Below are 24,166 nucleotides of genomic sequence, written 5' to 3'. Positions count from 1 at the left end.
TTATTCCGCCGGTTCGGCCCCGCCGCTCTCGTCCAGCTTCTTGCCGGTGCGGGTCCACGGATAGAGGAACTGCCCCGCATAGCCGCGCGGCACGTCTTCAGGGATGCCGTAATCCTTGGGCCAACGATCCTCCGGCAGATGGAACGTGCCGAACAGCTTGTCGATCCAGGGGAAGTGGATCGCGAAGTTCACATCAAAGGCCTCGCGTTCCAGCCCGTGGTGCCAGTGATGGAAGCGCGGCGTGGCGATCCAGTGGCCCAGCCGGTTGAAATTCCCCCCGACATTGGCGTGCAGCAAGGACGACCAGACATAGATGAAGCCGATATAGGCCTGCATCACCGACGCGCTGAAGCCCAGCGTGAACAGCGGCAGCGATGTCACCGCGCGCAGCAGCACGACCTCGACCACATGCATCCGCGAACCCGCCAGCCAGTCCATCGATTTCGCGCTGTGGTGCACCGCGTGGAAGCCCCACAGGAACGGCACTTTGTGGAACAGCCGGTGGTACCAGTATTGCAGCATGTCCGAAGCGACCAGCACGATGGCAAACTGCACCAGCCACGGCAGGTCCGCGACCATCGCCCGGAACGCCTGCCAATTGCTCGTATTGGCGTTGATGATCTGGGACGGCGCCAGCGAGAGGAACGCCAGAATCTGCACGAACATCGAGCTGACGAGGAAGTAGAACAGATCCTCGCGCCATTCATGGCGGAACAGGCGTTGTTCGCGGCGGTGTGGCACGAAGCGTTCCAGCGGCGCGTACATGAAGCCGGTCGCCAGTAGATTGACGATGAAGAAGTCGAGACCGAAGAACATCCCCCAGCCGCGGGCATTGTCCGCTTCGACCGCCGCACCGCCCAGCAAGGCCGCGCCCAGGCCGATGGCGAGCGCCGTCATGCCCAGCACCTTCCTCGGGCGCAGCAACAGGCTCAGCAGTGCGAGCGCATAGCTCGTCAGCAGGAGCAGATGGATCGCGGTGCGAAATCCGCCCCAGTCGCGGACGATCTGCAACTCGGGCGTGGTGAACCAGGCCGGGAATTTGAGGGCGACCACCATCACCAGCCCGCTGATCGCGAACAGCAGGCCGAAGAACCCGGCGAACCAGCCAGAGCCGAACCGCCGCACTTCCACCGGCGATTCCAGATCGCGCATCAATCTTTGAAAATAGCCTGCCATATTGCCCCACATGGATGACCCTGCTGCTTTAGCATGATGCGCCTTACCACACAGTAACTTGGCCGCGAATGCCCGCAATCCGCAAGGCTCAGTGCCCGCCCGCCGCACGCAGCGCATCCTCGAAGGCTTCGAGAGCATTGCGGGTGAAGGCGGCCATGTTGGCGATCCGATCATCGCAACCGGGTTCGATCACGCGGGTGCTCGTCACTCCCTCGGGCGCAGCGATGGCCGCGACGCTTTGCCCGGCAGGTGCGCCCGAGGGGTGCGACGATCCACCCACCGAGCCGCTTTCGGCCAGCCCCCACGCCGCACCAAAATTGTCCCGGATCGCGCGCGCTTGCAGCATGGCATAGTCCGCGCTCGCCCCGCGCATCCCCTTGTAGGCGTCTCGCGGGAGCGCGAAGAGCACGTCGCGGGCACGGAAGGAATAGACCACGCCGCCACCCACGAAAAAATCGAGTGCGCCGGGAACCGTCAGCAAACTTGCCGCGATCAGCCCTCCGGTCGCGCCATCGGCCACCGCGACCTTTTCGCCGCGCGCGCGGAGCAATCCGGCAATGCGCAAGCCCTGCGGGTGGAGTTCCTCAAGGATCATGACGCGCCAGCTCCGTCAGATATGCGCGCAGCGCGCCGACTTCGCCCTCAGTGAAATTGGCATAGCGCCGCCGCGCCACCTGGCTCATCAACCCGACCTCGCGCGCGCCTGCCGCCTTGCCGGTGCGCATCAGCGCAGCGAAATCCTCGGGACTATAAGAGCCGACGATCCTGAGATCGGGAGGCGGGTTGCCGTCAGCCTCCATCGGCTCCTTGCCGCCGGTCAGGTCGATGCCGTGGCACTCGACACAGGTCGCGCGAGCGATGAAGCGGCCATAGTCGTGGTCTGCGCCCATATCGGGCGGACCCTTGCCTTGCATCCCCGCAACCCGCGCCGCCGAATCCATCCATTCGCCCCTGGCCTGCATGGCGAGCAATTCGGGCCCCATTGAAGGTTCGGGGTGAACGGCCCCTTCGGGCTTCTGCGCCTTGAGATAGGCCACCATCGCGTCGACATCGGCGGAGTTCAGGCCGTTGAACAGATAGGACGGCATGTCCATCAGCGGCCGGTCGGCGCGCGTACCCGCCGTGATCATCGCGGCTAGATCTTCATGCGAATACTTGGCTGCGCTCTGCGTCAGGTTGGCGGTCCAGAGCGTTCCCATGTCGTCGCTCCAGTCCTGTCCGGTCAGGTCGTCGCCGTGGCAACCGCTGCATCCAAGCACCTTGGAGAGGCGTTCGCCATGCGCGACCGGATCGCTGGACGCCAGTTCGAAGCGGAGCGGGCCAGAGGGAGCGGGCGGCGCGTCCGGCGTCTTCGAACAGGCACCAAGGCCCATCAACACCGCCGCAATTCCGAGCCAGCTCCGCCTGATCATCATCCCCCGCTCCCCCCGGAACCACCCAGTGCCTCGGCGACGATAGCCGCCCAGCCCGCCTCGTCCACCACTTCGACCCCCAGTTCGGCCGCCTTCTTGAGCTTCGAGCCTGCGCCTGGCCCCGCGACCAGCAGATCGGTCTTGGGACTGACAGACCCCGCCGCCTTGGCGCCCAGCCGCTCGGCCTGTGCCTTGGCTTCGTCGCGGCTCATGGTTTCGAGCTTGCCGGTGAACACCACGGTCTTGCCCGCGACCCGGCTGGCGATGGTTTTGACCTCGTAGCGTGGCGGGGTGACCTGCCCGAGCAGGTCTTCCCACACCGCGACGTTATGCGGCTCGTGGAAGAAATCGCCCAGCGCTTCGACGACAGACGGGCCGATCCCATCAATCGCGGTGAGTTCGCTGAGAGCCTGTGCTGCCATATCGCCGTTCGTGTCGAGCATCGTCGAGCCACGCTCGCGCATCTGCCTCTCGACTTCGCTCGAGGCGAACGGCAGGCGGGGTGCGTTGGCGAGCATGGCGATGGCCCGCAGCACCGGCAATTCGTGGACATGCTTCATCAGATCCCGCGCCGTCACCTCGCCGACATGGCGGATGCCGAGCGCAAACAGCAGCCGCGCGGCGTCGGGCGTGCGCTTGGCTTCAATCGCGGCAAGAAGGTTGTCGACCGACTTCTCCTGCCAGCCTTCAAGGCCGAGAATGTCCGCGCGGCGATCCTTCAGCCGGAAGATATCCGCCGGACTTTCGAGCCAGCCCAATGCGAAGAACTGCGCGATGGTCTTCTCGCCCAGCCCCTCGATATCGAGCGCCTTGCGGCTGACGAAATGTTCAAGCCGCTGGGTGCGCTGCGCCGGGCAGATGAGGCCGCCGGTGCAACGCACATCGACCTCGCCTTCGGCGGCCACGGCCTCTGACCCACATTCGGGGCAGTGATCGGGGAAGGGAAAGGCCGGGTGCGGTTCGTCGCGGGTGAGGTTCTCAACCACCTGCGGGATCACATCGCCCGCGCGCTGGATCACCACCCGGTCGCCGACGCGCAAGCCCAGCCGTGCAATCTCGTCGCGGTTGTGGAGGGTCACGTTGGTCACCGTCACCCCGCCGACCAGCACCGGCGCGAGCCTGCCGACTGGGGTGAGCTTGCCGGTGCGCCCCACCTGTATGTCGATCCCCTGCACGATCGTCTCGGCGCGCTCCGCCGGGAATTTGTGCGCCAGCGCCCAGCGCGGGGCCTTGGCGACAAAACCGAGCCGCTCCTGCCAGTCGAGCCGGTCGAGTTTGTAGACCACGCCGTCGATGTCATAGGGCAGATCGGGCCGCGCCGCGCCGATGGCATGGAAGCGGGCCACCAGCTCATCCGCCCCGCCGACGACGCGCGCGAACAGCGGCGAGACCGGGAAGCCCCATGCGCGCAAGTGCTCGACGACCTCGGATTGGGTCGCCCCCGGCACGTCCGACGCCGCACCCCAGCCATGCGCCCAGAAGCGCAAAGGGCGCTTGGCAGTGACACTCGCATCCTTCTGCCGCAGGCTCCCCGCCGCCGCATTGCGGGGGTTGGCGAAGATCTTGCCGCCCGCGTCATGCTGCGCAGCATTGAGTGCGGTAAAGGCCTGTTTTTCCATATAGACCTCCCCGCGCACCTCGAAGATGGCGGGGATACTGCCCTCCCCTCGGGCGGATCCTTCACCGTTCGCGTCGAGCGAAGTCGAGACGCCTTCGCCGAACAGGTCTCTCGACTGCGCTCGAGACCAACGGAGGTCTTTGGGAATATCATCGATGAACTGGACGTTCGCCGTCACATCCTCGCCCACCTGACCGTCACCGCGCGTGGCGGCGCGCACCAGCACCCCGTTCTCGTAGCGCAGCGAGCAGGACAGGCCATCGATCTTGTCCTCGGTGGTCACCGCCAGCGGCTCGCCTTCGGGCAGGTTGAGGAACCGCCGCATCCGTGCCAGCCATTCCGCGACTTCCTCGGGCGAGAAGGCGTTGTCGAGGCTCATCATCCGAACCTCGTGCGTCACCTTGCCGAGCGGCGAGGCGGCGACGGCGTGGCCGACCTTGCGCGACGGGCTATCGTCGCGGATCAGGTGCGGGAACGCCGCTTCCAGTTCGGCATTGCGGCGGACGAGCGCGTCATATTCGGCGTCGGAAATCTCCGGCGAATCCTCGGCGTGGTAGAGGCGATCATGCTTCGCGATGGCGCGGGCGAGGCGCATCAATTCGTTGGCGGCATCCGCCTCGCTCATACCTTCGGTGCTCATGCCCGCAGCTTTTTCACCGGGCTGTGGCAATGTCCAGCAACGACGGGCCGATGGCGGCAAAATCCTTGGTGCCGGGGACCAGCATGTTGAAGTGCTGGTCCTGCGAGACCCGGATCACCGCGACCGCGATACCCTGCGCGCGCAACCCCTCCAGCATCGCCGGATCAGGGTCGGGCAAGGCGCCGTCAACGACCAGCAACTTGCCAACCAGCGGCTTGTTGGCAAGCGGATCGAGCATCGCGTAGCGCGCGGATTGTTCAGCCGGCGTGCCGCCCATCATGGTCGCGATCACCGGTGCGCCGCAGATCATTTCATCCGCCCCGACGAAATCGCCAATCCTGAGCGGCCCGTCGATTGCCACAGCGGCGTTCACCCGCGGCAGCTCACCGGTGACCACGGCATCGCCCTTGTCCCCGGTTGCCAGCCACATCACCGGCGTGACCCCGGCGGAATGGCCCATCACCGTGATGCGCGACAGATCGAGCGGATAGTCGCGCGCGAGCGTCTTCACATAGCCGAGGCCCTGCGCCCAGTCCGCAAAGGTGTTGGGCCAGCCGCCGCCCGATCCGATCTCGCGGTAGCTCGGTGACCACGTGGCAACGCCGTTCGCCGCAAGGAAACTGGCGAGCGCGGCGAGGTTTGCCGTGCCGCCCATGCCCGCCCAGCACCCGCCGTGGTAGAGCACCGCAAGCGGGAACGGACCCTTGCCCTCGGGCATCCGCAACTCGCCATACTGCCGCTCGGACGCGGTGCCGTAGGCGACCTTGAGCGTCGGTGCCGCGGCGGTCAGCGTGTTGATCGACATCGGATCATAGTCCGTCGTGTCCGTGACCGCAAAGCTGGGCCCGGGCGCTGGCGTGGCGACAGCCACCGGCTCGGTCGGCGCGCAGGCGGTTAGCGTTGCGGCCAGCGCCAGCAGCGAGATGACAGGCTTCATGATTGTCCCTCCCCCTTGAACTGCCGCAACATAGCGCGCCTCAGCGGCGGCGGGCAACGGATCATTCACCGCCCTTGAGCGCAGACAGCATGGCCGCTTCGTTGGCGGCATAGACCGGGTGGCCGGGTGTGATAATGGCGAAGTGGCTCATGCCGATATTCTCGCGCACCGTCACCTTCGTCCCGCCCGCCGCGAGCGCGCTCTGCGTTGCGGGTGAGGGGGCGGGCAGCTTGGCCTGCACGAACAGCAGTTCGGACAGCTGCGGCGCGTGGGTGGCGGGTGAGATTGCCGCGTATCGATCGCGCGCGGCTTCGGGCGGAGCGCCGATGAAGGGATCGACCGCCGAGAACTGGCACAGCGCGTCAAACGCGGAACGCTCGGCCCCGACATCGCCCGGCCCGTCGAGCACGATCGCGGCGCGGGCCTTGAGCGGTTGGCGCGTGCCGATGGGGCCATCCGCACCTTGCGCACTTGCCAGCCACTGCGCTGGCAGCGCGCCCGCCGAATGGCCGACCAGCGTCACGCGCGCGCGGTCGATGGGATGCTTGGCTGCGATCTCATCGATCAGCCTCGCCGAGGCCGCCCAATCTGCGAAGGAACCCGGCCACCCGCCCCCGTCCCCAACCTCGCGGTAATCGACATTGAGCGTGGCGATACCCAGCTGCTGCCAGCGCGTGGCGAGCGGGGCCATGTAGGCCTGCGAGGCGATGCCGGTCTTCCAGCACCCGCCATGATAGATCACCGCCAGCGGGAATGGGCCGTCCCCCTGCGGCAGGCGCAATTCGGCAAAGCCGCGCGGGTGGTCGGCGTAGCGCAGCACCGCGTCGGGCGCGGAAGGCGCGAGGTTGGCGTCGGTGCCGTAGGTGGCGTTGTTGGGCTGGGCCATCGGCTTTGCCTCCTCGGGCACAGGGGTGGCAGGGGCGCAGGCGGTTGCGAGCAGGAGGAGGGGGAGGAGGCGGGACATCTCAATTTCCGTCATGCTGAACTCGGTTCAGCATCCATCGCGCCTGACGGAGCGGACACCGCTGGAGGAGGAATGGACCCTGAAACAAGTTCAGGGTGACGACCCCGTGAGGGCAAGCAGGGTGCGTCGAATGGCACAGCGCGCTCATCCCCCATCAAGCTGCGAGCATTGCCGATCTACGACGGCAAAAGCTTGCACTTCCAACATGCCATGCGTGACATAGCCAATCTCGCAGACGGTCACGGCACCATCGGGAAATACCACTTCAATTCTTCCGCTGGCATCCGATCCGTCCCACTTGGCCCAGTGCGCCCCATCGATGTTATGCATCAGTGGCGCACTGGCACCGTTAAGCGTAAGTGTGCCGCCACGGATTTCCTCATCGACCGAAACGCTGAACATGACCGGCGGCGAGCATGCCGACAGGCCGAATAGCAATACGGTTGGAAGAAACTGCCTCACACCCCCTCCAGCAGCCGGTCCGCCTGCGCTCTTGCTTCGGGCGTCACTTCCGCGCCTGACAGCATCCGCGCGATTTCCTCCTGACGTCCCGCCTGGTCGAGCAACACCACGCTGGTCTTGGTCACGATCCCACTGGAGGCCTTGGCGATGAGGTAATGCTGCCCGCCGCGCGCGGCGACCTGCGGGGAGTGCGTTACCGCCAGCAATTGCCCCTCTTGCGACGCCAGCCGCGCCAGGCGCTCGCCAATAGCGCTCGCCACCGCGCCGCCCACGCCGCGGTCGATCTCGTCGAAGATGATCGTCGCCGCCCCGCCCTGCTCCGCCAGCGCGACCTTCAGCGCGAGGATGAAGCGCGACAATTCCCCGCCGCTCGCGATCTTGCCCAAGGGCGCGAAATCCGCCCCGGGGTTGGTCGCGATCAGGAACTCCACCGCGTCCATGCCGTGCGCGGTCCAGCGCTCCTCCGGCAGTGACGTGATCGCGGTGCGGAACCGGGCGGCATCGAGCTTCAGCGGCGCAAGCTCAGCCGCCACCGCCGCATCCAGCCGTGCCGCGCCCGCCACGCGCGCCGCGTGCGCCGCCTCGGCCGCCGCAACATAGGCCGTGCGCGCCTCCTTGGCGGCAGCCTCCAGCGCGTCCAGCTGCGCCTCTCCGCCCTCGATCGCATCGAGGCGCGCGCGCATCGTCCGCATCAGTTCGGGCAGGTCATCGACCTCGCAGCGATGCTTGCGCGCCGCCGCCCGCAGTTCGAACAGGCGGGTCTCGGCGCGCTCCAGCTCGTGCGGATCATGCACCAGCGCCTCGGCCGCCGCGCGCAATTTGTCCTCGGCCTCGGTCGCCTCGATCACCGCACGGTCGAGCGCGGCGAGCGCTTCAGCCAGCAGCGCGTGCTGATCGGCAATCCGGTCAAGCTTTCGCGCCGCGACCCGCAAGGACGCCAGCGGCGAATCCGATCCGTCCCACAGGTGCCGCAGCGTTTCGAGATCATCGGAGAGCTTCTCGCCCTTCTGCATATCCGCCCGCGCCCCGGCGAGCCGCGCCTCCTCGCCCGCGACCGGCTCGAGCGCCGCAAGTTCGGCCAGATGCGCAATCAGGAGATCCTGATCGGCCTTGGCCTGTTCCACCGCGCCGCGCGCTTCGGCGAGCTGCGCCTCGCTTCGCGCCCACTCGGCATAGGCGCGCTCCAGCCCGGCGGTGTCGGTCCCGGCAAAGCGATCCAGCAGCAGCCGGTGTCCGCGCGGGTTCACGAGGCCGCGGTCGTCATGCTGGCCGTGCAGTTCCACCAGCGCAGGCGCCAATTCGCGCAGCAGGGCAACGCTGGCGGGCTGATCATTGATGAAGGCCTTGGAGCCGCCGTCCGCCTTGACCTGCCGCCGGATCAGCAGCGGCTCACCCGGCTCGATGGCGATGTCGGCCTCGTCGAGCGCAGCCGCGATCCCCGCAGGCAGCGCCGCGAATTCAAAGCTGGCGGTCACGCTCGCCTTGTCCTCGCCCGCACGCACCAGCGAGGTCTCGGCCCGGTCGCCCAGCACCAGCCCCAGCGCGTCGAGCAGGATCGACTTGCCCGCCCCCGTCTCCCCCGTCAGCACGCCCAGCCCCCGCGCGAAGGAGAGATCGAGCGCTTCGATGAGGACGATGTTGCGGATCGAGAGGCGGGTGAGCATGGGTAGCGGAACAGATAGCGCACAGCCTCCGCCCCGTCACCATGAGAACGCAGACCAATCCCCAAGCGTGCAAAGCGCGGCAGTCGCCCTTGATAACGCGGGCAAAGGGGGCTTGGCAGCAGCAGTCCTATCGGAAGGCCCCGCGCCCTCCCTTGGCTGCCCGGGTCATCCGGCCGCCCCGCAGCGGGCGCGGCTATGCGGCGCGCATGGCGCGGGGGCTCGCCCGGAGGGGCGAGCGAAAAACTATGAGGCCGTCACACCCTCGGCGTGCTTGCCGACCAGTTTGTAGGCGCGGTCGTACCACTCGCTGCCGGGGTAGTTCGCCCCCAGCACCGCGGCATACTTCACCGCTTCCTCCCGCACGCCCAGCGCGAGGCTGCTTTCGGTGAGGCGGTAGAGCGCCTCGGGCGTGTGGCTGGTGGTGTCGAACTTCTCGACCACATTGCGGAACCGCATATCCGCCGCGAGCCACAGGCCCATGCGCTGGTAGTGGCGGCCGATCTCCATTTCCTTGCCCGCGAGGTGATCCGCCACCAGATCCAGCTTCAGCCGCGCGTCGGCGGCGTATTCGGTCTGGGGGAAGCGGCGGTTGACTTCGCGCAGCGCGGTCTGCGCCTGCTCGGTGATCTTCTGGTCGCGGTTCACATCGCTGATCTGCTCGTAATAGGAGAGCGCGATCAGATAGTAGGCGTAAGGCGCGTCCTTGTTGCCCGGGTGGATCGACAGGAACCGCTGCGCGTTCTGGATCGCCTTGTTGTAATCGCGCGCGATGTAATAGCTGAAGGCGCTCATCAGCTGCGCGCGGCGGGCCCAGGGCGAATAGGGGTGCTGGCGCTCCACCTCGTCGAACAGCGCCGCGGCCTGCAAGGTGTTGCCCTTGTCCAGCCGCCGCTGCGCCTCGGCATAGAGCGATTCGACATCGCGCGCCACATAGGCGACGTCCTTGCCCTCGGTGCTCCCGGCACAGGCGGAAAGGGTCGCAAGGGTCGCGGCGGCGAGCGCCATCTGCGCGAGACGGGTGGTGAGCTTGATAGGCATGGCCGACCCTATAGCCAGCCCCGCGCTGAACGCCAAGTGAAGCCGCACCCCTCCGCGCCCCTCGCGCACATTTTCCTACTCCGGCGTTTTGTGATGCAAGCCGGTTGCGCCAGCAACCGCAAGGGCGACCGCCCGCCCGCAGCGGGTGCAGCGCAGCTGCACGCATAGCGAGGATGCACCCGTGGAGGCGGGTGCGCACACAAGGACGCCCCCATGACCCGACGCAAAGACCCCCGCACCACCCGCCTCCCCGTCCCCGCCGGAGAGCTGCCCCCCTTCACCCCCGTCCCCCGCCAGTGCGAACGCCACGACGGCTGGACCCCCGAGCGCCAGCGCGGCTTCATCGAGGCGCTGGCCGACACCGGCTCGGTCAAGGCCGCCGCCCGCGCCGTCGACATGAGCACCGAGGGGGCCTACCACCTGCGCCGCCAGCCCGGCGCCGAGGAGTTCCGCGCCGCCTGGGAAGCCGCTCTCGCCCTCGGCGTGCAGCGGATCGAGGATGTCGCCATGGACCTCGCCTTGAACGGCACCGAGGAGCCGGTCTATTCCTACGGCAAGTTCATCGGCACCCGCATCAAGCGCAACGACTCCCTGCTGATGTTCATCCTGCGCAACCGCGCGCCCGAGCGCTTTGCCGCCGGTGGCGGGCCGAAGGGCCTCAACGCGGTGAGCCAGATGCAGCTCGACCGGCTCAAGAAACAATGGATCGCGGAACACGAGGCGAGCAAGCCCAACGTCACGGCCGAGGAGGTCCGCCAAAGCATCGACCGCAAGATCGAGGACATCCGCCGCCGCCTCGAACACGAACGCCCGCAGCGCCGCGCCGTCCTCAGCGCCGAAACCCTCGCCGCCTTCGCCCACTTCGCCGCGCTACGCGACCGCGACCTCGCCGCCGCCGCCGCGGACGAGCGCACCCGCCGGATCGTGGGCGGCGACCTCGACACCCCGACCGACTTCTACGACGCACCCGAGCCGCCTGCTCTGCCCGCACCGAAGCGCGCGGCGGAGGAGGAACCGCCGCAGCACCCGCCGGAGGGGTGGAGTTACGGCAAGCCCAAACCCGCGCCGCCGCCGCGGACGGAGTGGACGATCAAGGATGAGAGTTTTGATCCGTGAGAGGCAAGGCGCGCCAATCCTCCCCTTCAGGGGAGGGGGACCATCCCGGACTTGATCCGGGATGGTGGAGGGGCGGGTGAGGGTTCGTCGCGTAGTGCCAAACTTGATGGCGATACGGTGGGCTGGTAGCTCGTTAGGCATGAGCACACCGCCCACCAAAGATCCTCTCGAAACTGCCGCCGACGAGTGGCCGCAAGTAAATCGAGACGCTATCGTTGCGAGCAACGCTTGGCTCGAAGAGCACGGTTTGCCATTGCACGATCACCGGCTGTTCTGACAGCCTATCTCCCCCCCTCGCTCGCGGGAGGGGTAGCGGTGGGAGCGAACGAAGCGAGCCTTGCACAATCCCACCCCCAGCCCCTCCCGCAGGCGGGAGGGGAGTTATCAGCGCAATTTCTTGCTGCGGTTAAGGTGCGCGAGTTGTGGGACAAGGTGGGGTCGCTGGCGAGCGAAGCCGAGACGGTGCTAGGGGCGCTGGATTTTTTACATATTGGGGTTTGAGGGCGATGCGTCATGCTATAACATTAGACAAATGATCGAATTAAACGCATCATCATTTTTAAGCGCCGCCACTTCGCTTGCGCGGATACACCAAGTATATTCCGGGCTGTCGGCTGCAAACGACGAGAAGTTAATTCCTGAGAGCGTTGCTTTGGTTTTGCCTGCTGTCAGGCTGTTTGAGGCAGAGGCACAGGCCATCGGCGCGAGATTAGCAAGTGTTTCGGCTCATCGCTTTATGACCTTACTTGAGCAGAATCCTTGCGAGGTGACCGTTGTTCAAGCCACCATAGCTCTGCACGATATAGAAAGCAGGTTTGCAGACTATCTCAGCGAAATCAAACTCTTCACCTTGTCGGCGCAAGAGTCACCCTTCATGGGTCCAGTGGACGAACTCTTGCAATCAGAAGGGTTCTCTATACTATTCCCGAGCGCGTCTTTCGAAGTGGAAGAGGCAGCAAAATGTATTGCTTTCGGTCGCTATACAGCGTCTGTTTTCCATGCAATGCGAGTGCTCGAGATAGGTATTAGGGCGCTGTCAAAGCGACTTGGGATCCCTGATCCTTTAAAACCATCGGAAAAAAATTGGAGCAAGTTTCTAGGCGCAATTAAGTCGCAGATCGATCAACTTTGGCCGACAAATTCGCGACTGCCTGGCTCCGAAGGGGTTGCTTTTGAAGGACTATATGCGCATTTAGATGCAGTCAGAAACCCTTGGCGCAATGCCACTATGCATGTGGAAACTATCTACGCCCCACACGAAGCGTTACACATCATTAGGTGCGCCGCCTTCTTTATGGTGGCACTTTCCAAGCTGACAGACGAAGAGGGGGTTATCCCTTAACCATCCCCCGCCACCTCTCGGCAACCGTTAACCCCCCACAATGCCCAAAGCATTGAAAGGCTTTGCCATGTTCACACGGCTGCGGGATGATGAGGCAGGCGCTACCGCCATTGAATACGGACTCATCGTCGCGCTGATCACGATTGCGGCGCTGATCGCGTTTCAGTCGCTCGGGTTGACGCTCTCGGATGTGTTCGACACGGTCCGCATCGCGATGGGGAGCACTTTGTAGGGGTGGTTGCTTGGGGGGCTGGCGTGTTCGCCCCTCCACCACCTTCGGTGGTCCCCCTCCCCTGAAGGGGAGGATCAAGGTTAGCCGCGGCAAAGCCGCGGCCCGCGTCAGACGGGTTCGGCTAACGCCGCCCCGCTGGCCGGAGTTGCAGCCACTCGCTTCTAGCTTGCCGGTCGCGTTGCGACCGTCTGCGCTAGGCGCGGGGCTTCACTCTCACTCCTCCCCCATCCGCAGCGCAGCGATGAAAGCTTCCTGAGGAATACTGACGTTGCCGTATTCTCTCATTCTGGCCTTCCCCTTCTTCTGCTTGTCCAGCAGCTTCTTCTTCCGGGAAATATCCCCGCCATAGCACTTGGCGGTCACGTCCTTGCGCAGGGCCGCAATCGTCTCACGCGCGATCACCTTGCCGCCGATTGCCGCCTGGATCGGGATCTTGAACAGGTGGCGGGGGATGAGGTCCTTCAACCGCTCGCACATGCCGCGGCCGCGCTCCTCGGCGTTCGCGCGGTGGACGATCAGGGACAGGGCATCGACCGGCTCGTTGTTGACGAGGATGTTCATCTTCACAAGGTCGCCCTCGCGGGTGCCTATCTGTTCGTAGTCGAAGGAGGCATAGCCGCGCGAGATCGACTTCAGGCGGTCGTAGAAGTCGAACACCACTTCGTTGAGCGGCAGTTCGTAGCTCACCTGCGCGCGGCCGCCGACATAGGTGAGTTCGGTCTGGATGCCGCGGCGGTCCTGGCACAGTTTCAGGATCGCGCCGAGGTATTCGTCGGGGGTGTAGATCACCGCCTTGATCCACGGCTCCTCGATGGTCTCGATCCGGTTGGTGTCGGGCCAGTCGGCGGGGTTGTGGATGTCGATGGTCTTGGCGTCCTCGGTCTTCGAATGGCCGAGGTGGATGCGGTAGACCACCGAGGGCGCGGTGGTGATGAGGTCGAGGTCGTATTCGCGGCTAAGCCGTTCCTGGATGATCTCCAGATGCAGCAGGCCGAGGAAGCCGCAGCGGAAGCCGAAGCCCAATGCCGCGGAGGACTCCATCTCGAAGGAGAAGCTCGCATCATTGAGGCGCAGCTTGGCGATGCTTTCGCGCAGCTTCTCGAAGTCGGCGGCGTCGACCGGGAAGAGGCCGCAGAACACCACCGGCTGGACTTCCTTGTAGCCCGGCAGCGCCTCGGTCGCCCCGCCCTTCACCGTGGTGATGGTGTCACCGACGCGGGCCTGTTCGACTTCCTTGATCTGCGCGGTGATGAAGCCGATCTCGCCCGGGCCGAGTTCCGAGAGGTCGGTGCGCTTGGGGGTGAAGCAGCCGACGCGGTCGACGAGGTGCTGGGTGCCGCCCTGCATGAACTTGATCTGGAGGCCCTTGGTGAGCTTGCCGTCGATCACGCGCACAAGGATGACAACGCCGAGATAGGGGTCGTACCAGCTATCGACGAGGCTGGCCTTCAAGGGCGCCTCGGCGGTGCCCTTGGGGGGCGGGATCTTGGCGACGACGGCCTCGAGCACTTCCTCGATGCCGATGCCCGACTTGGCGGAGGCGAGGACGGCTTCCGAGGCGTCGAGGCCGATGATGTCCTCGATCTCGGCGCGGACCTTGTCGGGCTCGGCGGCGGGGAGGTCGATCTTGTTGATGACGGGGACGATCTCGTGGTCGTGCTCGATCGATTGGTAGACGTTGGCGAGGGTCTGGGCCTCGACCCCCTGCGCGGCGTCGACGACGAGCAGCGCGCCCTCGCAGGCGGCGAGGCTGCGCGAGACCTCGTAGGCGAAGTCGACGTGGCCGGGGGTGTCCATCAGGTTGAGCTGATAGGTCTCGCCATTCTTGGCGGTGTAGGTGAGGCGCACGGTCTGCGCCTTGATGGTGATGCCGCGCTCCTTCTCAATGTCCATGTTATCAAGGACTTGCTCGGACATCTCACGCGCGGTGAGGCCCCCGGTGAACTGGATCAGCCGGTCCGCGAGGGTCGACTTGCCATGGTCGATATGCGCGATAATGGAGAAATTGCGGATTTTGGAGAGGTCAGTCATCGCCGCGCGATGTAGCCGCGCGGGCCGCTGATGTCATTCGCCAAAAACGCAACACCTAGGCGGAAGGTGCGGCATAGCCGAACTTGGGGATCGCGCCGCCCTGATCCATGCCAAGAAACCTGCCCGGTGCCAGCGCTGCGAGTGGGGTTCCGGCAGCGGCCAGCGCATAGGGCGAAACGCGGTTGCGGGTGCACAGTCCCCCCGATCCGTCCTCGATCAGCGATTGCTCGAACTCCAGCCCCTGCACATCACCATTGGCACGCGTCACCGTCGCCACCGCCAACTGTCCGCCGCCCAGGTCGACCACGAATTGCGTGCCCTTGGGCACTTCCGCCAGCCCCTGGATCAGCGCGCCCGACTTCGAGAGGTTGCGCAGCGTCACCTCATAGGCATAGTCGTCATGGATCACCTGGATCTTGCGGAACACCGTACGGCGCCGCGCACGGCGGGTGCGGTCGGTGCCGGGTTCGATCTTCCATGTGCCGCCAGCCATCTCTTCGGCCAAGGCATCTTCGTCGACCGGTTCGCTGAAAATCGGACCTTCGAGGTAGCGCACCCCGCTGGCGGTCAAGGCTGCCACCAGGTCCGCGCTTTCGATGCCGCTCGCGATGGTGTCCATCTGGAGCGCACCGGCGAGCGCCACAATCGCGCGCACCAGACCGAGCTCACGGCTGTCCTGGCGTTCGGCCTCGGCGATCAGTTTCTGGTCGATCTTGATGCTGTCAAACGGCGCCCGACGCAGATAGGCGAGCGAGGAATAGCCCGAACCGAACTCGTCAAGCGTCAGGCGCACACCCAGCTTAAACAGCGCGGCGAGTGTGCGGTCGACCACGTTGGCATCGCCGAAGAACACGGCTTCGCTGATTTCAAGCTCCAGCCGCGCAGGGTTGAGTCCGGCGCTGTCGATCGCCTCGCCGATCTGGTCGACGAAGTTGTCGGCGAGGAACAGCGCGACCGGCACATTGACCGCCACCCGAACCGTGTCAGGCCAGGAGGCCGCACGCTGGCACGCTGCGGCAATCGCCCATCGCCCGACATCGGGGAGCAAGGCGGAGCCTTCAACGATCTGGGCGAACTCTTCCTCGTCGATCACACCCCGCTCGGCGTGGGTCCAGCACACATGCGCCTCAAGCGCGCAGACCGATCCGGCGGCGGCTTCAACGATGGGCTCGAAGCGCAGGAACAGCTGCTCCTCGCGCAGGGCTGTGCCCAAGTCCTGCTCCAGACGGCGACGGAAGATGGTCTCGTTCTCCAGCTCCCCCGAGAAGAACCGGTATTGCCCGCGCCCGCCATTTTTGGAGGCATAGAGCGCAAGGTCGGCCGCGCGCACGATTTCCTCACGGCTCACCCCGTCATGCGGGGCGATCGCGATGCCGACCGACGCGCCGATGACGCAGCGGCCGTCTTCAAGGCTGTACGGCTGGCGCAGCATGGTGATGATCTTCATCGCCAGCTCGCCCAGCACCCCGCGGTCGTCGATATCGGGCAGCATCACCTGAAACTCGTCACCGCCGAGCCGTCCGATCTCGCATTCGCGGTCGATCGCGCGGGTTAACCTTGCGGCGACCTGCTTGAGCAATTCATCCCCTGCCGCATGCCCGAGCGTGTCGTTGACATGCTTGAACCGGTCGAGGTCGATCATCATCACAGCGCAATTGCGCCGCGCCGCCTTGAACGCGGTCAGCGTGCTTTCGATCTGGTGCGCCATCCGATGGCGATTGCTGAGGCCAGTGAGCGAATCGTAGCGGGCGAGGCGCGCTGTTTCTTCCTCGCGGTGATATTCTTCGGTGATGTCGACACCGGTGCCACGGAAACCCGCGAAGAGTCCTTCGGCGGTGGTCACCGGCTGTCCGGACAGGCGCAGCACCGCGCCTTCGGGTCGCCGCGCCGCGTGGACCGCGATGCCGCCAAAGGCCTTGTGTGCGCCGAGCATCAGCGGCAGCGACTTGCCGCGCTGTTCGCGGTCGGCCGCGATGAAAATGGTACTGAGGGGCTGCCCCAGCAACTCGTCAAGCGGGAGATCAAGTCGAGCGGCGATAGCAGCGGACAGATAGGTCAGATGGCCCTTTGCATCGCTTGCCCAGAACCAGCCGAGACCCGATTGTTCAAGCTCATCGAGCATGGCGAGACGCTCGCCATCGGACAGCGGCGAAGCGGCAACCGGGGCGGCAAGACTACGCGCGCTGCGGGGAGCCGCGGCATTGCGGGACGACAGGAGACCCTTCAGGGACATCGTCTCGGTAAACCTCCAGACCTCAATCGGGAAGCAGCCCGCACGGCCGCCTCCGTTGTTGGCCAAGGAGTAAAGCCCGATGGTTATTTTTCCGCTAACAGCCACCCTTGCGAGAGATGGCTAAGGCGCTGCTAACGTGTCCGCGATCCGCCGCGCGGATTACCAGCCGCCAGCGCCCTGGCTGCGGTGCGCCTTCAGCACCGCGTAGGAACCATCCGCCCGGCGGCGCAAGGGTTCGTGGAACTCTACCCCGACGCGGTTCTCGCGCGACCAGCGCACTTGCGCAGTCACCGATTTGTCGTCCGAGAACTCGATCCGCATCGCGCTTCCCGCAGGCATGTTCCACAGGCCTTCGATCATCGCGCCGCTTTCGGAGATATTGCGCAACGTGGCGTTGAGCCGGTTGTTGTTGTGGACCACGGTCACCTTGCGCAGCAGGTTCTGGCGGGGCACGCGCGCGCATTGCGGGCCATCGGCCTCGGCCACCAGATCGCCTGCAACCAGTGCGGTCGCATCTGCGGCATTCATCGGCTTGAAGTAGATGTAGCCCTGTATGTGGCTGCACCCGAGCAGGCGTACCAGTTCCAGTTCATCGAGCGTTTCAACGCCTTCCGCCGTGGTGTCCATGTGCAGCGCTTCGGCCAGTGACGTGATCGAGGCGATGATCGCGCCGTTGCGGCTGCCTTCTTCGGTTGCACCCTGCACGAAGCTGCGGTCGATCTTAATCTTGTCGAACGGCGCCTTCTTCAGATAGCCGAGCGATGAGTAACCGGTCCCGAAATCGTCGAGCGCAAGACGCACGCCGACCCGCTTCAGCGCCTTGAACATGGCGTCAGTGCCGGCGTTGTCGGTGAGGAACACGCTTTCGGTGATTTCCAGCTCCAGCCGCGATGGCGCGACCCCGGCATGCGCCAGCGCATTGGCGACGATGGTCGGCAGTTCGGGATTGGCGAATTGGAGCGCCGAGACGTTGACGGCACAGCGGATAGAGCGCGGCCAGCGGGCGAGATCGGCGCAGGCCGTGCGCAGCGCCCACTGGCCCATCCGGTCGATGAGACCGGCATCTTCGGCAATGGGCACGAATTTCGCCGGGCTGATCCACCCGCGCTTGGGATGGTTCCAGCGCATCAGCGCTTCGAAACCGACGATCTTCTCATTAGCGGCGTAGACAACGGGTTGGTAATAGAGCTCCAACTCACCTTTGGCGATTGCATCACGCAGATCCTGTTCGAGCTCGGCGCGCTCTTCGGCCGCGGCGTGGAGGTCCTCGGCGTAGAAGCGATACACGCCGCGGCCCGCATCCTTGGCGGCATAGAGTGCAAGGTCGACATTTCGGATCAGCTCGTCGCTGTTCGAGCCATGTTCGGGCGCGAGTGCGATCCCGACCGATGCACCGATGACGACGCTTTGACCGGTGATCGCATAGGGCTGTGACAGCGAGTTGATGATTTCCTGCGCCATGTGGCCGAGCGTCTTGCGGTCCTGATGGCCCGGGACGATCACCTGGAACTCGTCACCGCCAAGACGCCCGCAGCGCCCTGCCCGGCCAATGGCGCGTTCAAGGCGTTGAGCCACCTGCTTGAGCAGCGCATCGCCAGCGGGATGGCCTAGCGTATCATTGACATGCTTGAAGCGATCCAGATCGAGCATCAGCACCGCACAGGCCCGCTCACGGCCGCTGGGCGCGGCGAGGATTTGTTCGAGCGCTTGGCCCATCTGCACGCGGTTGGCGAGGCCGGTGAGAGAATCATAGTGAGCGAGACGCGAAACCTGCTGTTCGCTGCGGCGCTTTTCGGTCAGATCGGTGCCGTGGCCGCGGAAGCCGCAGAAGTTCTTGTAGCTGTCATACACCGGTCGCCCGGCGAGCGCCCACCAGCGTTCGTCGCCGGTGGTGGCGGCGCGGACCTCGACATCGTGGAAGGCGGAACGGGCCGAAAGGTGGAACGCGAGCGTGCGCTCGGCATCGGCCGCGCTTTGGGTGGGATCGACGATCTCGCTCAGCGGACGGCCGACAATTTCGTTGCTGGACTTGCCAATCGCCATGGCAGCCTTGGGCGAGATGTAGGTGATGAGCCCGCGCCGATCGGTCTCCCAAAACCAGCCCTGCCCGGTTTCCTCGAAGCTGCGCAAAATGTCTTCGGCGCGCGCGGCAACCCGCTCACGTGCTTCGCGGGCGAGGCGGCGCTGTTCTGCCGCTTTCCATTCGAGCCGCGCGATCAGCGACATGGTTATGGCCGCAGCCATCAAGGCGGCATAGGTCAGCATGCCCGGCATCAGCATCGCAAAGCCCGCCCAGCTCGCGATTTTGGCGCAGAACAGCGAGATGATGCGCATATCGAACAGCGCGGCGGCGGCCGCGTTGATGCAGAGCAGCGTTGCGATGGCCCATTGCCACGGCAAGCCCTCGCTCACCCAGGCGGCCAAGGCATAACCCGCCAGCGCCATCGGCAGGACAATGCCCGCCACGACCACCAGTGCCCGTGCGGCGAATGACCTGTCGGCGCGGCGTTCCGTTGCGGCGAACAGCGACCCGCACGCAAACAGCGCCGCCGAAGCCAGCGCTGCGCCGAGTGTATGGTTCGAAGGCAGGCCTTGAAAGGCCACTGCCGAGACAGCAAAGGCGGCCAGCAGAAACAGGGTCATGCCCCCGGCATTGCGCGGCAAAAGGAAACTCTGTTCGCTCGCAGGCTCGTCGATCGCGTGCTCCAGCCCCGCGATCTTTCCGGTCTGGAGCCGCCCGATCCCGCGCCGCTCGCCACGGGCGCGCAGGTCAGCACCGTCCACCTCCGCTGTCGCCGTGGCCTTGGCTCTCGCTCCCGAACGCACACCGCCGTCCCCGGCAACGGGACGGGGATCAACTGTTGCGAATTTTCGGATCGGATCCCCAGCCATTGCGGCACCCTGCCCGATCAGGGTTGAGAAAAGCGTTAATCGGGATGATGAATCCTTTCATCTTTGGGCCGCACCCCTGCAATCCGTCCGCGCGCGCCGCGCTTGCAACTTGGCAGCCGAGGCGGCATTCTGGCCTGCAAGGACCGCGTTAACCGATTGCCATGCAGGGCAGCGGACGAGACGGCCTGACAAAGGGGATTCCATGGCACGCAGCGAAGTGAAGCTTGAGAACGAAGCAGCCCAGTCCACCAATGCTCTGGGGCCATTGGTGGGCCTGGCCCGCGAGGATTTCGTCAGTGCGGTGGCGTTGCTGCTGCGCGAAACGGCCTCTGATCCCTCGCGCTTCGTGCGCCATTCGACCGCGATGGCGCAGGACATGGTCAAAATCATGACCGGAAAGAGCGACCTCGCGCCCGATCCCAAGGACAAGCGGTTCATGGACCCGGCGTGGCAGTACAACCCCTTTTTCCGGGCAGGCGCCCAATATTACCTCGCGGTGCAGAAAGGGATGAAGAACTGGCTGGAGGAGCTTGAGCTCGACGAGCTGGAGCGCAACCGCGCCAATTTCATCGCCAACATCATCCTCGATGGCCTCGCGCCGACCAACTCGCTGATCGGCAACCCGACCGCGCAAAAGCAGATCATCAACTCGGGCGGCCTCAGCCTGATCAAGGGCCTCCAGAACGCCTATAACGACCTGGTCCACAACAAAGGCATGGTCAGCCAGGTCGACAAGCGCCCGTTCAAGATCGGCGAAAACATCGCCACGTCCAAGGGCAACGTAGTCTACCGCGACGAGATCATGGAGGTGCTGCAATATGCCCCCACCACCGACGAGGTCTACGAGATCCCGCAGCTGACGATCCCGCCGCAAATCAACAAGATGTACATCAACGACCTGTCGCCCGATAAGTCCGTGATCAAATGGCAGGTCGACAACGGCATCCAGACCTTCGTCATCTCGTGGCGCAATCCGAGCAAGGAACAGGGTCACTGGGGCATGGCCGATTACATCGCGGCCTGCGAAAAAGCGCTGGAAGTGGTCGCCTCGATCACCGGCTCCAAGAAGGTCAACGTTTCGGCCGGGTGCTCGGGCGGGCAGACCGCAGCGGTGCTCGCTTCGAAGCTTGCCGCGACCGGCAACCCGATCCTCGGCACGCTGACGCTGATGGTGTGCGTGCTCCATCCCAAGCCGACCGACATCGAGGCCGGCTCACTCGTGAGCGAGAACGGCATGGCGCTGGCCCGCCAGCGGGCGAAGAAAGCCGGAATCATCAAGGCCGATGACCTCGCGCGCGGCTTTGCCTGGCTGCGGCCCAACGACCTGATCTGGAACTACGTCATCAACAATTACCTGCTCGGGCAGGACCCACCGGCGTTTGACGTGCTGTTCTGGAATGCGGATGCGACCAACCTGTCGTCGAGCCTGATGGGCGACTTCCTGACGCTGTTCGAAACGCTTGCCTTCACCAAGCAAGGCGAGGTCGAGATGGCCGGGCACAAGGTCGATCTCAGCAAGGTGACCGCCGATCTGTTCATCCTTGGCGGGGTGACCGATCACATCACGCCGTGGAAGGCGACCTATCGTTCGACCCAGCTATTCGGGTCGAAGGATGTGACCTACGTGCTCTCACAGAGCGGCCACATGCAGGCGATCCTCAACCCGCCGGGCAACCCCAAGGCCAAGTATTTCGTTCAGACCAAGAAGGGCAAGCTCCCGGAAACCGCCGACGCGTGGCTCCAGGGCACCGAAGAGGTCAAGGGCAGCTGGTGGCCGCTGTGGATGGAGTGGGTGCAGGCGCGTTCGGGCAAGAAGAAATCTGCGCCCGCCGCCCTTGGCAATGACACCTATCAGCCGACCGATAAGGCGCCGGGACTCTACGTTATCGAAGAAGTCTGATATTGCACTGCAGCGCAAGGCCTCAGGGGACAGGGGTCTGAGCGTGCAAACAGCTTGTGGGCGCGCGCGTTTAGGGATCGACGTGCGCGCCCAACCCGCGCCCATAGCGGCGCTCAGAAAGGACGGGTTTTTGTGGCCAATGCAATGGACGGCGCTGTCGTCACAATGGAACAAGTGGGCGGTCGGACGCTACGGACTGCGGCCTGGCGGCTCGATATGCCATCCGATCACCTGCCGATCCTGTTCTTCAATGGCATCGGCGCCAATATCGAGGCGGTAGCCCCCCTCGCCGCCGCCTTGCCGGAGCGCGGGTTCCTGATGTTCGACATGCCGGGAACCGGCGAATCGCCTGATCCCCTGATCCCCTATAACCCCTTCACGATGAGCTGGACGGCCGCGCAGCTGCTGGCGCGCTATGGCCTGGATGAGGTCGATGTGATGGGCGTGTCATGGGGCGGCGCGATGGCGCAGCACTTTGCGCTGCAACACCCGAGCCGCACCCGGCGATTGACGCTGATCGCGACCACGCCGGGCATGATCATGGTGCCTGGCAACCCCGCCGCCTTCACCAAGATGGCCGATCCGCGCCGCTATATCGACCCGGAATTCATGAACGAACACTTCGCCACGCTTTACGGCGGGGTGGACAAGGACGGGGCCGAGCACCAGAAAGACAGCCACATCGGCCGTCTGAAGCCGCCCAGCCCGCGCGGCTACATGTATCAGCTGATGTGCATGATGGGCTGGAGCAGCCTGCCGGCCCTGCCCTTCATGAAAAAGGAAACGCTGATCATGATGGGCGAGGATGACCAGATCGTCCCTGTCATCAACGGCAAGATCCTGAAAGCGATGATCCCCAATTCGCGGCTCATCACCTTTGCGGGTGGCGGGCATCTGTTCCTGCTGACCCACGCTGACGAAAGCGTGGCAGCGATCCGCGAATTTCTGGATGCGCCCGACACGGCGAAAGAGGCCAAGCGCGCGGCGGCATAACCGCACGCAATCCAACGTTTGCACTGGTTGGCAAGGTCGCCGCACGGCCGCACGGCCGCAAGGCTGAATGCCGGTGGCGTTCTGCAATCATCGTCATCCCAGCGAAAGCTGGGATGACGGAGGGCGCGTGGGTTAGGGGGCGCTATGCGGACGGCGGCGCACGAAAGTTTTGCGAACGCAGCGGGATATCTTGCAGCTTCGCCCCCCAGCGCCGCATCACCCCACGACAACCCCGCGCCAGAAGGCGATGCGATCCTTGATCTCGGCAGCGGCGGACTTGGGTTCCGGGTAATACCACGCAGCGTCAGTGTTGGTCGCGCCTCCCACGGTGATGCTGTGGTAATGCGCGGTGCCCTTCCACGGGCAATGCGTGGTCGTTGTGCTGTCCGTGAGCACTTCGGCCCTGACCGAGGTTCGCGGAAAATAATGATTGCCTTCGACCACAACAGTATCATCGCTTTCAGCGATGACGACGCCGTTCCATGTTGCCTTGACCATTCTTCGTTCTCCTTCCGCGCCCCGCAACGGGCGCCGCTACCCGCCCCGACTCACCCCGCACTGCCCAGCTTTCGGCAACCGCCCCGCCTCCGCCAGCGCCGCGGCGGCTTCGCGCGGACGGTCGGTGGCGAGGATGTCCACGCCTTCCTTGCCGAGTTCGGCATAGCGCTCGTCCATGCCGTAACGGTCGATGACCGCGTCGATCGAGCGCGGCGGGCGGCCCAGCGTCCCGAAGATCACTTCGATGTTCTGGCCGTCAAGCTCGCGATAAAGTTCCGGGCGCGGCAGGCGGGTGCCGGTGAAGGCCACCATGCGCTCCTCCGGGATGCCCGCAGCCTTCAGCACGCCGACATCGCCGGGCGCATCGATCGAGACCGACAGCAGCATTTCCGGCGCGGCGCGGTGGAGCGCGGCGGCCTGTTCGACCGAATAGGCGATCAGAATCACGCTGCGCTCCATCCCGGCTGCGCGGATTTCGGCCACAACCTGGTCGACATTGGCCGAGCGCTTGAAATCAATCTGGAGCACGGAGCGGCCCTTGGCCCATGCCAGCGCATCGGCCAGCGTGGGGATCGCATAGGGCGTCACCCAGCCCCAATTGTCCTTGAGCTTGAGCTGGCTGAGCACGGCCCAATCCTGCGCGGCGGCCTCGCCCGTGCCGGTGGTGGTGCGATCAAGCCGGTCATCGTGGAGCAGGAACAGCCGTCCATCAGCGCTCTGGCCGACGTCGACCTCCATGATCGCCGGATGCGCAGCGAGCAGCGCGTCCATCGTCACGATGGCGTTTTCCGGCAGGCCCGGGGTCGGCCCGCCGCGATGGGCGGAGATGAGGGTCTGCCCGGCGGCCTCAAAACAGTCGAGCATGGCCGACAGGTCGCTCTCCGGCGTCAACCGCCACGCGCCGCTGTCCTGCGCGGCGAGCGGGGTGGCCATCGCGGCCATGCCTGCCAAAGCGATCTTCCACATCGTCATGCGACCCATCGTTGCTTACCCTTGCCTCCGCACTGCCATTATCGAC

Annotated in this window: 20 protein-coding genes; 6 read left to right on the top strand and 14 right to left on the bottom strand. The window is 65.1% G+C overall.

Features of this window, described 5'->3' with window-relative positions; all coding sequences use genetic code 11:
* The 9 genes from ACLBKT_RS04935 to ACLBKT_RS04895 form a co-directional block, all read right to left on the bottom strand.
* On the bottom strand, positions 1-1,176 hold the full coding sequence (locus tag ACLBKT_RS04935; RefSeq protein ID WP_410181840.1) for a sterol desaturase family protein: 1,176 nt from the start codon (positions 1,174-1,176) through the stop codon (positions 1-3).
* A gap of 88 nt (positions 1,177-1,264) precedes the next feature.
* Positions 1,265-1,771, bottom strand: a complete 507-nt coding sequence (locus tag ACLBKT_RS04930) for a CinA family protein (protein WP_410181839.1) — start codon at positions 1,769-1,771, stop codon at positions 1,265-1,267.
* On the bottom strand, positions 1,761-2,591 hold the full coding sequence (locus ACLBKT_RS04925) for a c-type cytochrome (protein WP_410181838.1): 831 nt from the start codon (positions 2,589-2,591) through the stop codon (positions 1,761-1,763). Before ACLBKT_RS04925 ends, ACLBKT_RS04930 begins: the two co-directional genes overlap by 11 nt.
* Positions 2,588-4,846 carry an NAD-dependent DNA ligase LigA gene (gene ligA / locus ACLBKT_RS04920; protein ID WP_410181837.1) on the bottom strand — a complete coding sequence of 753 codons (2,259 nt, stop codon included), beginning with the start codon at positions 4,844-4,846 and terminating at the stop codon, positions 2,588-2,590. The genes ACLBKT_RS04925 and ligA overlap by 4 nt, the downstream gene beginning before the upstream one ends.
* 13 nt (positions 4,847-4,859) lie before the next feature.
* Positions 4,860-5,783, bottom strand: coding sequence for an alpha/beta hydrolase (locus tag ACLBKT_RS04915; RefSeq protein ID WP_410181836.1), 924 nt, complete (start codon positions 5,781-5,783; stop codon positions 4,860-4,862).
* Between the two features lie 61 nt (positions 5,784-5,844).
* The gene (locus ACLBKT_RS04910; RefSeq protein ID WP_410181835.1) at positions 5,845-6,747 is read right to left on the bottom strand and encodes an alpha/beta hydrolase family protein; all 903 of its coding nucleotides are present in this window, start codon (positions 6,745-6,747) and stop codon (positions 5,845-5,847) included.
* 144 nt (positions 6,748-6,891) lie between these two features.
* The gene (locus tag ACLBKT_RS04905) at positions 6,892-7,149 is read right to left on the bottom strand and encodes a hypothetical protein (RefSeq protein WP_410181834.1); all 258 of its coding nucleotides are present in this window, start codon (positions 7,147-7,149) and stop codon (positions 6,892-6,894) included.
* A 56-nt stretch (positions 7,150-7,205) separates the two neighbouring features.
* Complete coding sequence (gene recN, locus ACLBKT_RS04900; RefSeq protein ID WP_410181833.1) at positions 7,206-8,873, bottom strand: DNA repair protein RecN; 1,668 nt, start codon at positions 8,871-8,873, stop codon at positions 7,206-7,208.
* Between the two features lie 243 nt (positions 8,874-9,116).
* A complete protein-coding gene (locus ACLBKT_RS04895) occupies positions 9,117-9,911 on the bottom strand; it encodes an outer membrane protein assembly factor BamD (protein WP_410181832.1) in 795 nt (264 codons plus the stop codon).
* A 213-nt stretch (positions 9,912-10,124) separates the two neighbouring features.
* Between ACLBKT_RS04895 and ACLBKT_RS04890 the strand changes: the two genes are divergently transcribed.
* From ACLBKT_RS04890 to ACLBKT_RS04875, 4 genes are all read left to right on the top strand, one after another.
* Positions 10,125-11,027, top strand: a complete 903-nt coding sequence (locus ACLBKT_RS04890) for a hypothetical protein (protein ID WP_410181831.1) — start codon at positions 10,125-10,127, stop codon at positions 11,025-11,027.
* A 61-nt stretch (positions 11,028-11,088) separates the two neighbouring features.
* Entirely contained in the window at positions 11,089-11,304 is a 216-nt protein-coding gene (locus tag ACLBKT_RS04885; RefSeq protein WP_410181830.1) for a type II toxin-antitoxin system CcdA family antitoxin, read from the top strand.
* Positions 11,305-11,559: 255 nt separating this feature from the next.
* Positions 11,560-12,369, top strand: coding sequence for a hypothetical protein (locus tag ACLBKT_RS04880; protein WP_410181829.1), 810 nt, complete (start codon positions 11,560-11,562; stop codon positions 12,367-12,369).
* Positions 12,370-12,436: 67 nt separating this feature from the next.
* Positions 12,437-12,601 (top strand): Flp family type IVb pilin, encoded by a 165-nt coding sequence (locus tag ACLBKT_RS04875; protein ID WP_410181828.1) that lies wholly within the window; start codon positions 12,437-12,439, stop codon positions 12,599-12,601.
* A gap of 213 nt (positions 12,602-12,814) precedes the next feature.
* Here ACLBKT_RS04875 and lepA read toward each other — a convergent pair whose 3' ends face one another.
* The 3 genes from lepA to ACLBKT_RS04860 form a co-directional block, all read right to left on the bottom strand.
* Positions 12,815-14,632, bottom strand: coding sequence for a translation elongation factor 4 (gene lepA / locus ACLBKT_RS04870; protein WP_410181827.1), 1,818 nt, complete (start codon positions 14,630-14,632; stop codon positions 12,815-12,817).
* Positions 14,633-14,687: 55 nt separating this feature from the next.
* A complete protein-coding gene (locus ACLBKT_RS04865) occupies positions 14,688-16,865 on the bottom strand; it encodes a putative bifunctional diguanylate cyclase/phosphodiesterase (protein ID WP_410181826.1) in 2,178 nt (725 codons plus the stop codon).
* A gap of 159 nt (positions 16,866-17,024) precedes the next feature.
* A complete protein-coding gene (locus ACLBKT_RS04860; RefSeq protein ID WP_410181825.1) occupies positions 17,025-19,649 on the bottom strand; it encodes an EAL domain-containing protein in 2,625 nt (874 codons plus the stop codon).
* Between the two features lie 310 nt (positions 19,650-19,959).
* Here ACLBKT_RS04860 and ACLBKT_RS04855 point away from each other — a divergent pair, with 310 nt between their 5' ends.
* Together ACLBKT_RS04855 and ACLBKT_RS04850 are read left to right on the top strand one after the other, a co-directional pair.
* The gene (locus ACLBKT_RS04855) at positions 19,960-21,657 is read left to right on the top strand and encodes a PHA/PHB synthase family protein (RefSeq protein ID WP_410181824.1); all 1,698 of its coding nucleotides are present in this window, start codon (positions 19,960-19,962) and stop codon (positions 21,655-21,657) included.
* A 132-nt stretch (positions 21,658-21,789) separates the two neighbouring features.
* The gene (locus tag ACLBKT_RS04850) at positions 21,790-22,650 is read left to right on the top strand and encodes an alpha/beta fold hydrolase (protein WP_410181823.1); all 861 of its coding nucleotides are present in this window, start codon (positions 21,790-21,792) and stop codon (positions 22,648-22,650) included.
* Between the two features lie 216 nt (positions 22,651-22,866).
* Here the strand turns inward: ACLBKT_RS04850 and ACLBKT_RS04845 are convergent, their stop codons facing one another.
* Together ACLBKT_RS04845 and ACLBKT_RS04840 are read right to left on the bottom strand one after the other, a co-directional pair.
* Entirely contained in the window at positions 22,867-23,148 is a 282-nt protein-coding gene (locus ACLBKT_RS04845; protein ID WP_410181822.1) for a DUF427 domain-containing protein, read from the bottom strand.
* Between the two features lie 36 nt (positions 23,149-23,184).
* Positions 23,185-24,129 (bottom strand): glycerophosphodiester phosphodiesterase family protein, encoded by a 945-nt coding sequence (locus ACLBKT_RS04840; RefSeq protein ID WP_410181821.1) that lies wholly within the window; start codon positions 24,127-24,129, stop codon positions 23,185-23,187.
* Positions 24,130-24,166: the final 37 nt, after the last annotated feature.

This window comes from Erythrobacter sp. W302b, assembly GCF_046452395.1.
In the GTDB taxonomy this organism is placed as follows: Bacteria; Pseudomonadota; Alphaproteobacteria; order Sphingomonadales; family Sphingomonadaceae; genus Erythrobacter.
The sequence above is the reverse complement of the archived record's forward strand: the minus strand, read 5'-3'. Positions and strand labels throughout refer to the sequence as shown.

What these genes read in the sequence shown, in the direction of transcription:
- ACLBKT_RS04935 (WP_410181840.1), bottom strand. Translation starts at nt 1,176, where the DNA reads ATGGCAGGCTATTTTCAAAGATTGATGCGCGATCTGGAATCGCCGGTG.
- ACLBKT_RS04930 (WP_410181839.1), bottom strand. Translation starts at nt 1,771, where the DNA reads ATGATCCTTGAGGAACTCCACCCGCAGGGCTTGCGCATTGCCGGATTG.
- ACLBKT_RS04925 (WP_410181838.1), bottom strand. Translation starts at nt 2,591, where the DNA reads ATGATGATCAGGCGGAGCTGGCTCGGAATTGCGGCGGTGTTGATGGGC.
- ligA (WP_410181837.1), bottom strand. Translation starts at nt 4,846, where the DNA reads ATGAGCACCGAAGGTATGAGCGAGGCGGATGCCGCCAACGAATTGATG.
- ACLBKT_RS04915 (WP_410181836.1), bottom strand. Translation starts at nt 5,783, where the DNA reads ATGAAGCCTGTCATCTCGCTGCTGGCGCTGGCCGCAACGCTAACCGCC.
- ACLBKT_RS04910 (WP_410181835.1), bottom strand. Translation starts at nt 6,747, where the DNA reads ATGTCCCGCCTCCTCCCCCTCCTCCTGCTCGCAACCGCCTGCGCCCCT.
- ACLBKT_RS04905 (WP_410181834.1), bottom strand. Translation starts at nt 7,149, where the DNA reads ATGTTCAGCGTTTCGGTCGATGAGGAAATCCGTGGCGGCACACTTACG.
- recN (WP_410181833.1), bottom strand. Translation starts at nt 8,873, where the DNA reads ATGCTCACCCGCCTCTCGATCCGCAACATCGTCCTCATCGAAGCGCTC.
- ACLBKT_RS04895 (WP_410181832.1), bottom strand. Translation starts at nt 9,911, where the DNA reads ATGCCTATCAAGCTCACCACCCGTCTCGCGCAGATGGCGCTCGCCGCC.
- ACLBKT_RS04890 (WP_410181831.1), top strand. Translation starts at nt 10,125, where the DNA reads ATGACCCGACGCAAAGACCCCCGCACCACCCGCCTCCCCGTCCCCGCC.
- ACLBKT_RS04885 (WP_410181830.1), top strand. Translation starts at nt 11,089, where the DNA reads ATGGTGGAGGGGCGGGTGAGGGTTCGTCGCGTAGTGCCAAACTTGATG.
- ACLBKT_RS04880 (WP_410181829.1), top strand. Translation starts at nt 11,560, where the DNA reads ATGATCGAATTAAACGCATCATCATTTTTAAGCGCCGCCACTTCGCTT.
- ACLBKT_RS04875 (WP_410181828.1), top strand. Translation starts at nt 12,437, where the DNA reads ATGTTCACACGGCTGCGGGATGATGAGGCAGGCGCTACCGCCATTGAA.
- lepA (WP_410181827.1), bottom strand. Translation starts at nt 14,632, where the DNA reads ATGACTGACCTCTCCAAAATCCGCAATTTCTCCATTATCGCGCATATC.
- ACLBKT_RS04865 (WP_410181826.1), bottom strand. Translation starts at nt 16,865, where the DNA reads ATGTCCCTGAAGGGTCTCCTGTCGTCCCGCAATGCCGCGGCTCCCCGC.
- ACLBKT_RS04855 (WP_410181824.1), top strand. Translation starts at nt 19,960, where the DNA reads ATGGCACGCAGCGAAGTGAAGCTTGAGAACGAAGCAGCCCAGTCCACC.
- ACLBKT_RS04845 (WP_410181822.1), bottom strand. Translation starts at nt 23,148, where the DNA reads ATGGTCAAGGCAACATGGAACGGCGTCGTCATCGCTGAAAGCGATGAT.
- ACLBKT_RS04840 (WP_410181821.1), bottom strand. Translation starts at nt 24,129, where the DNA reads ATGGGTCGCATGACGATGTGGAAGATCGCTTTGGCAGGCATGGCCGCG.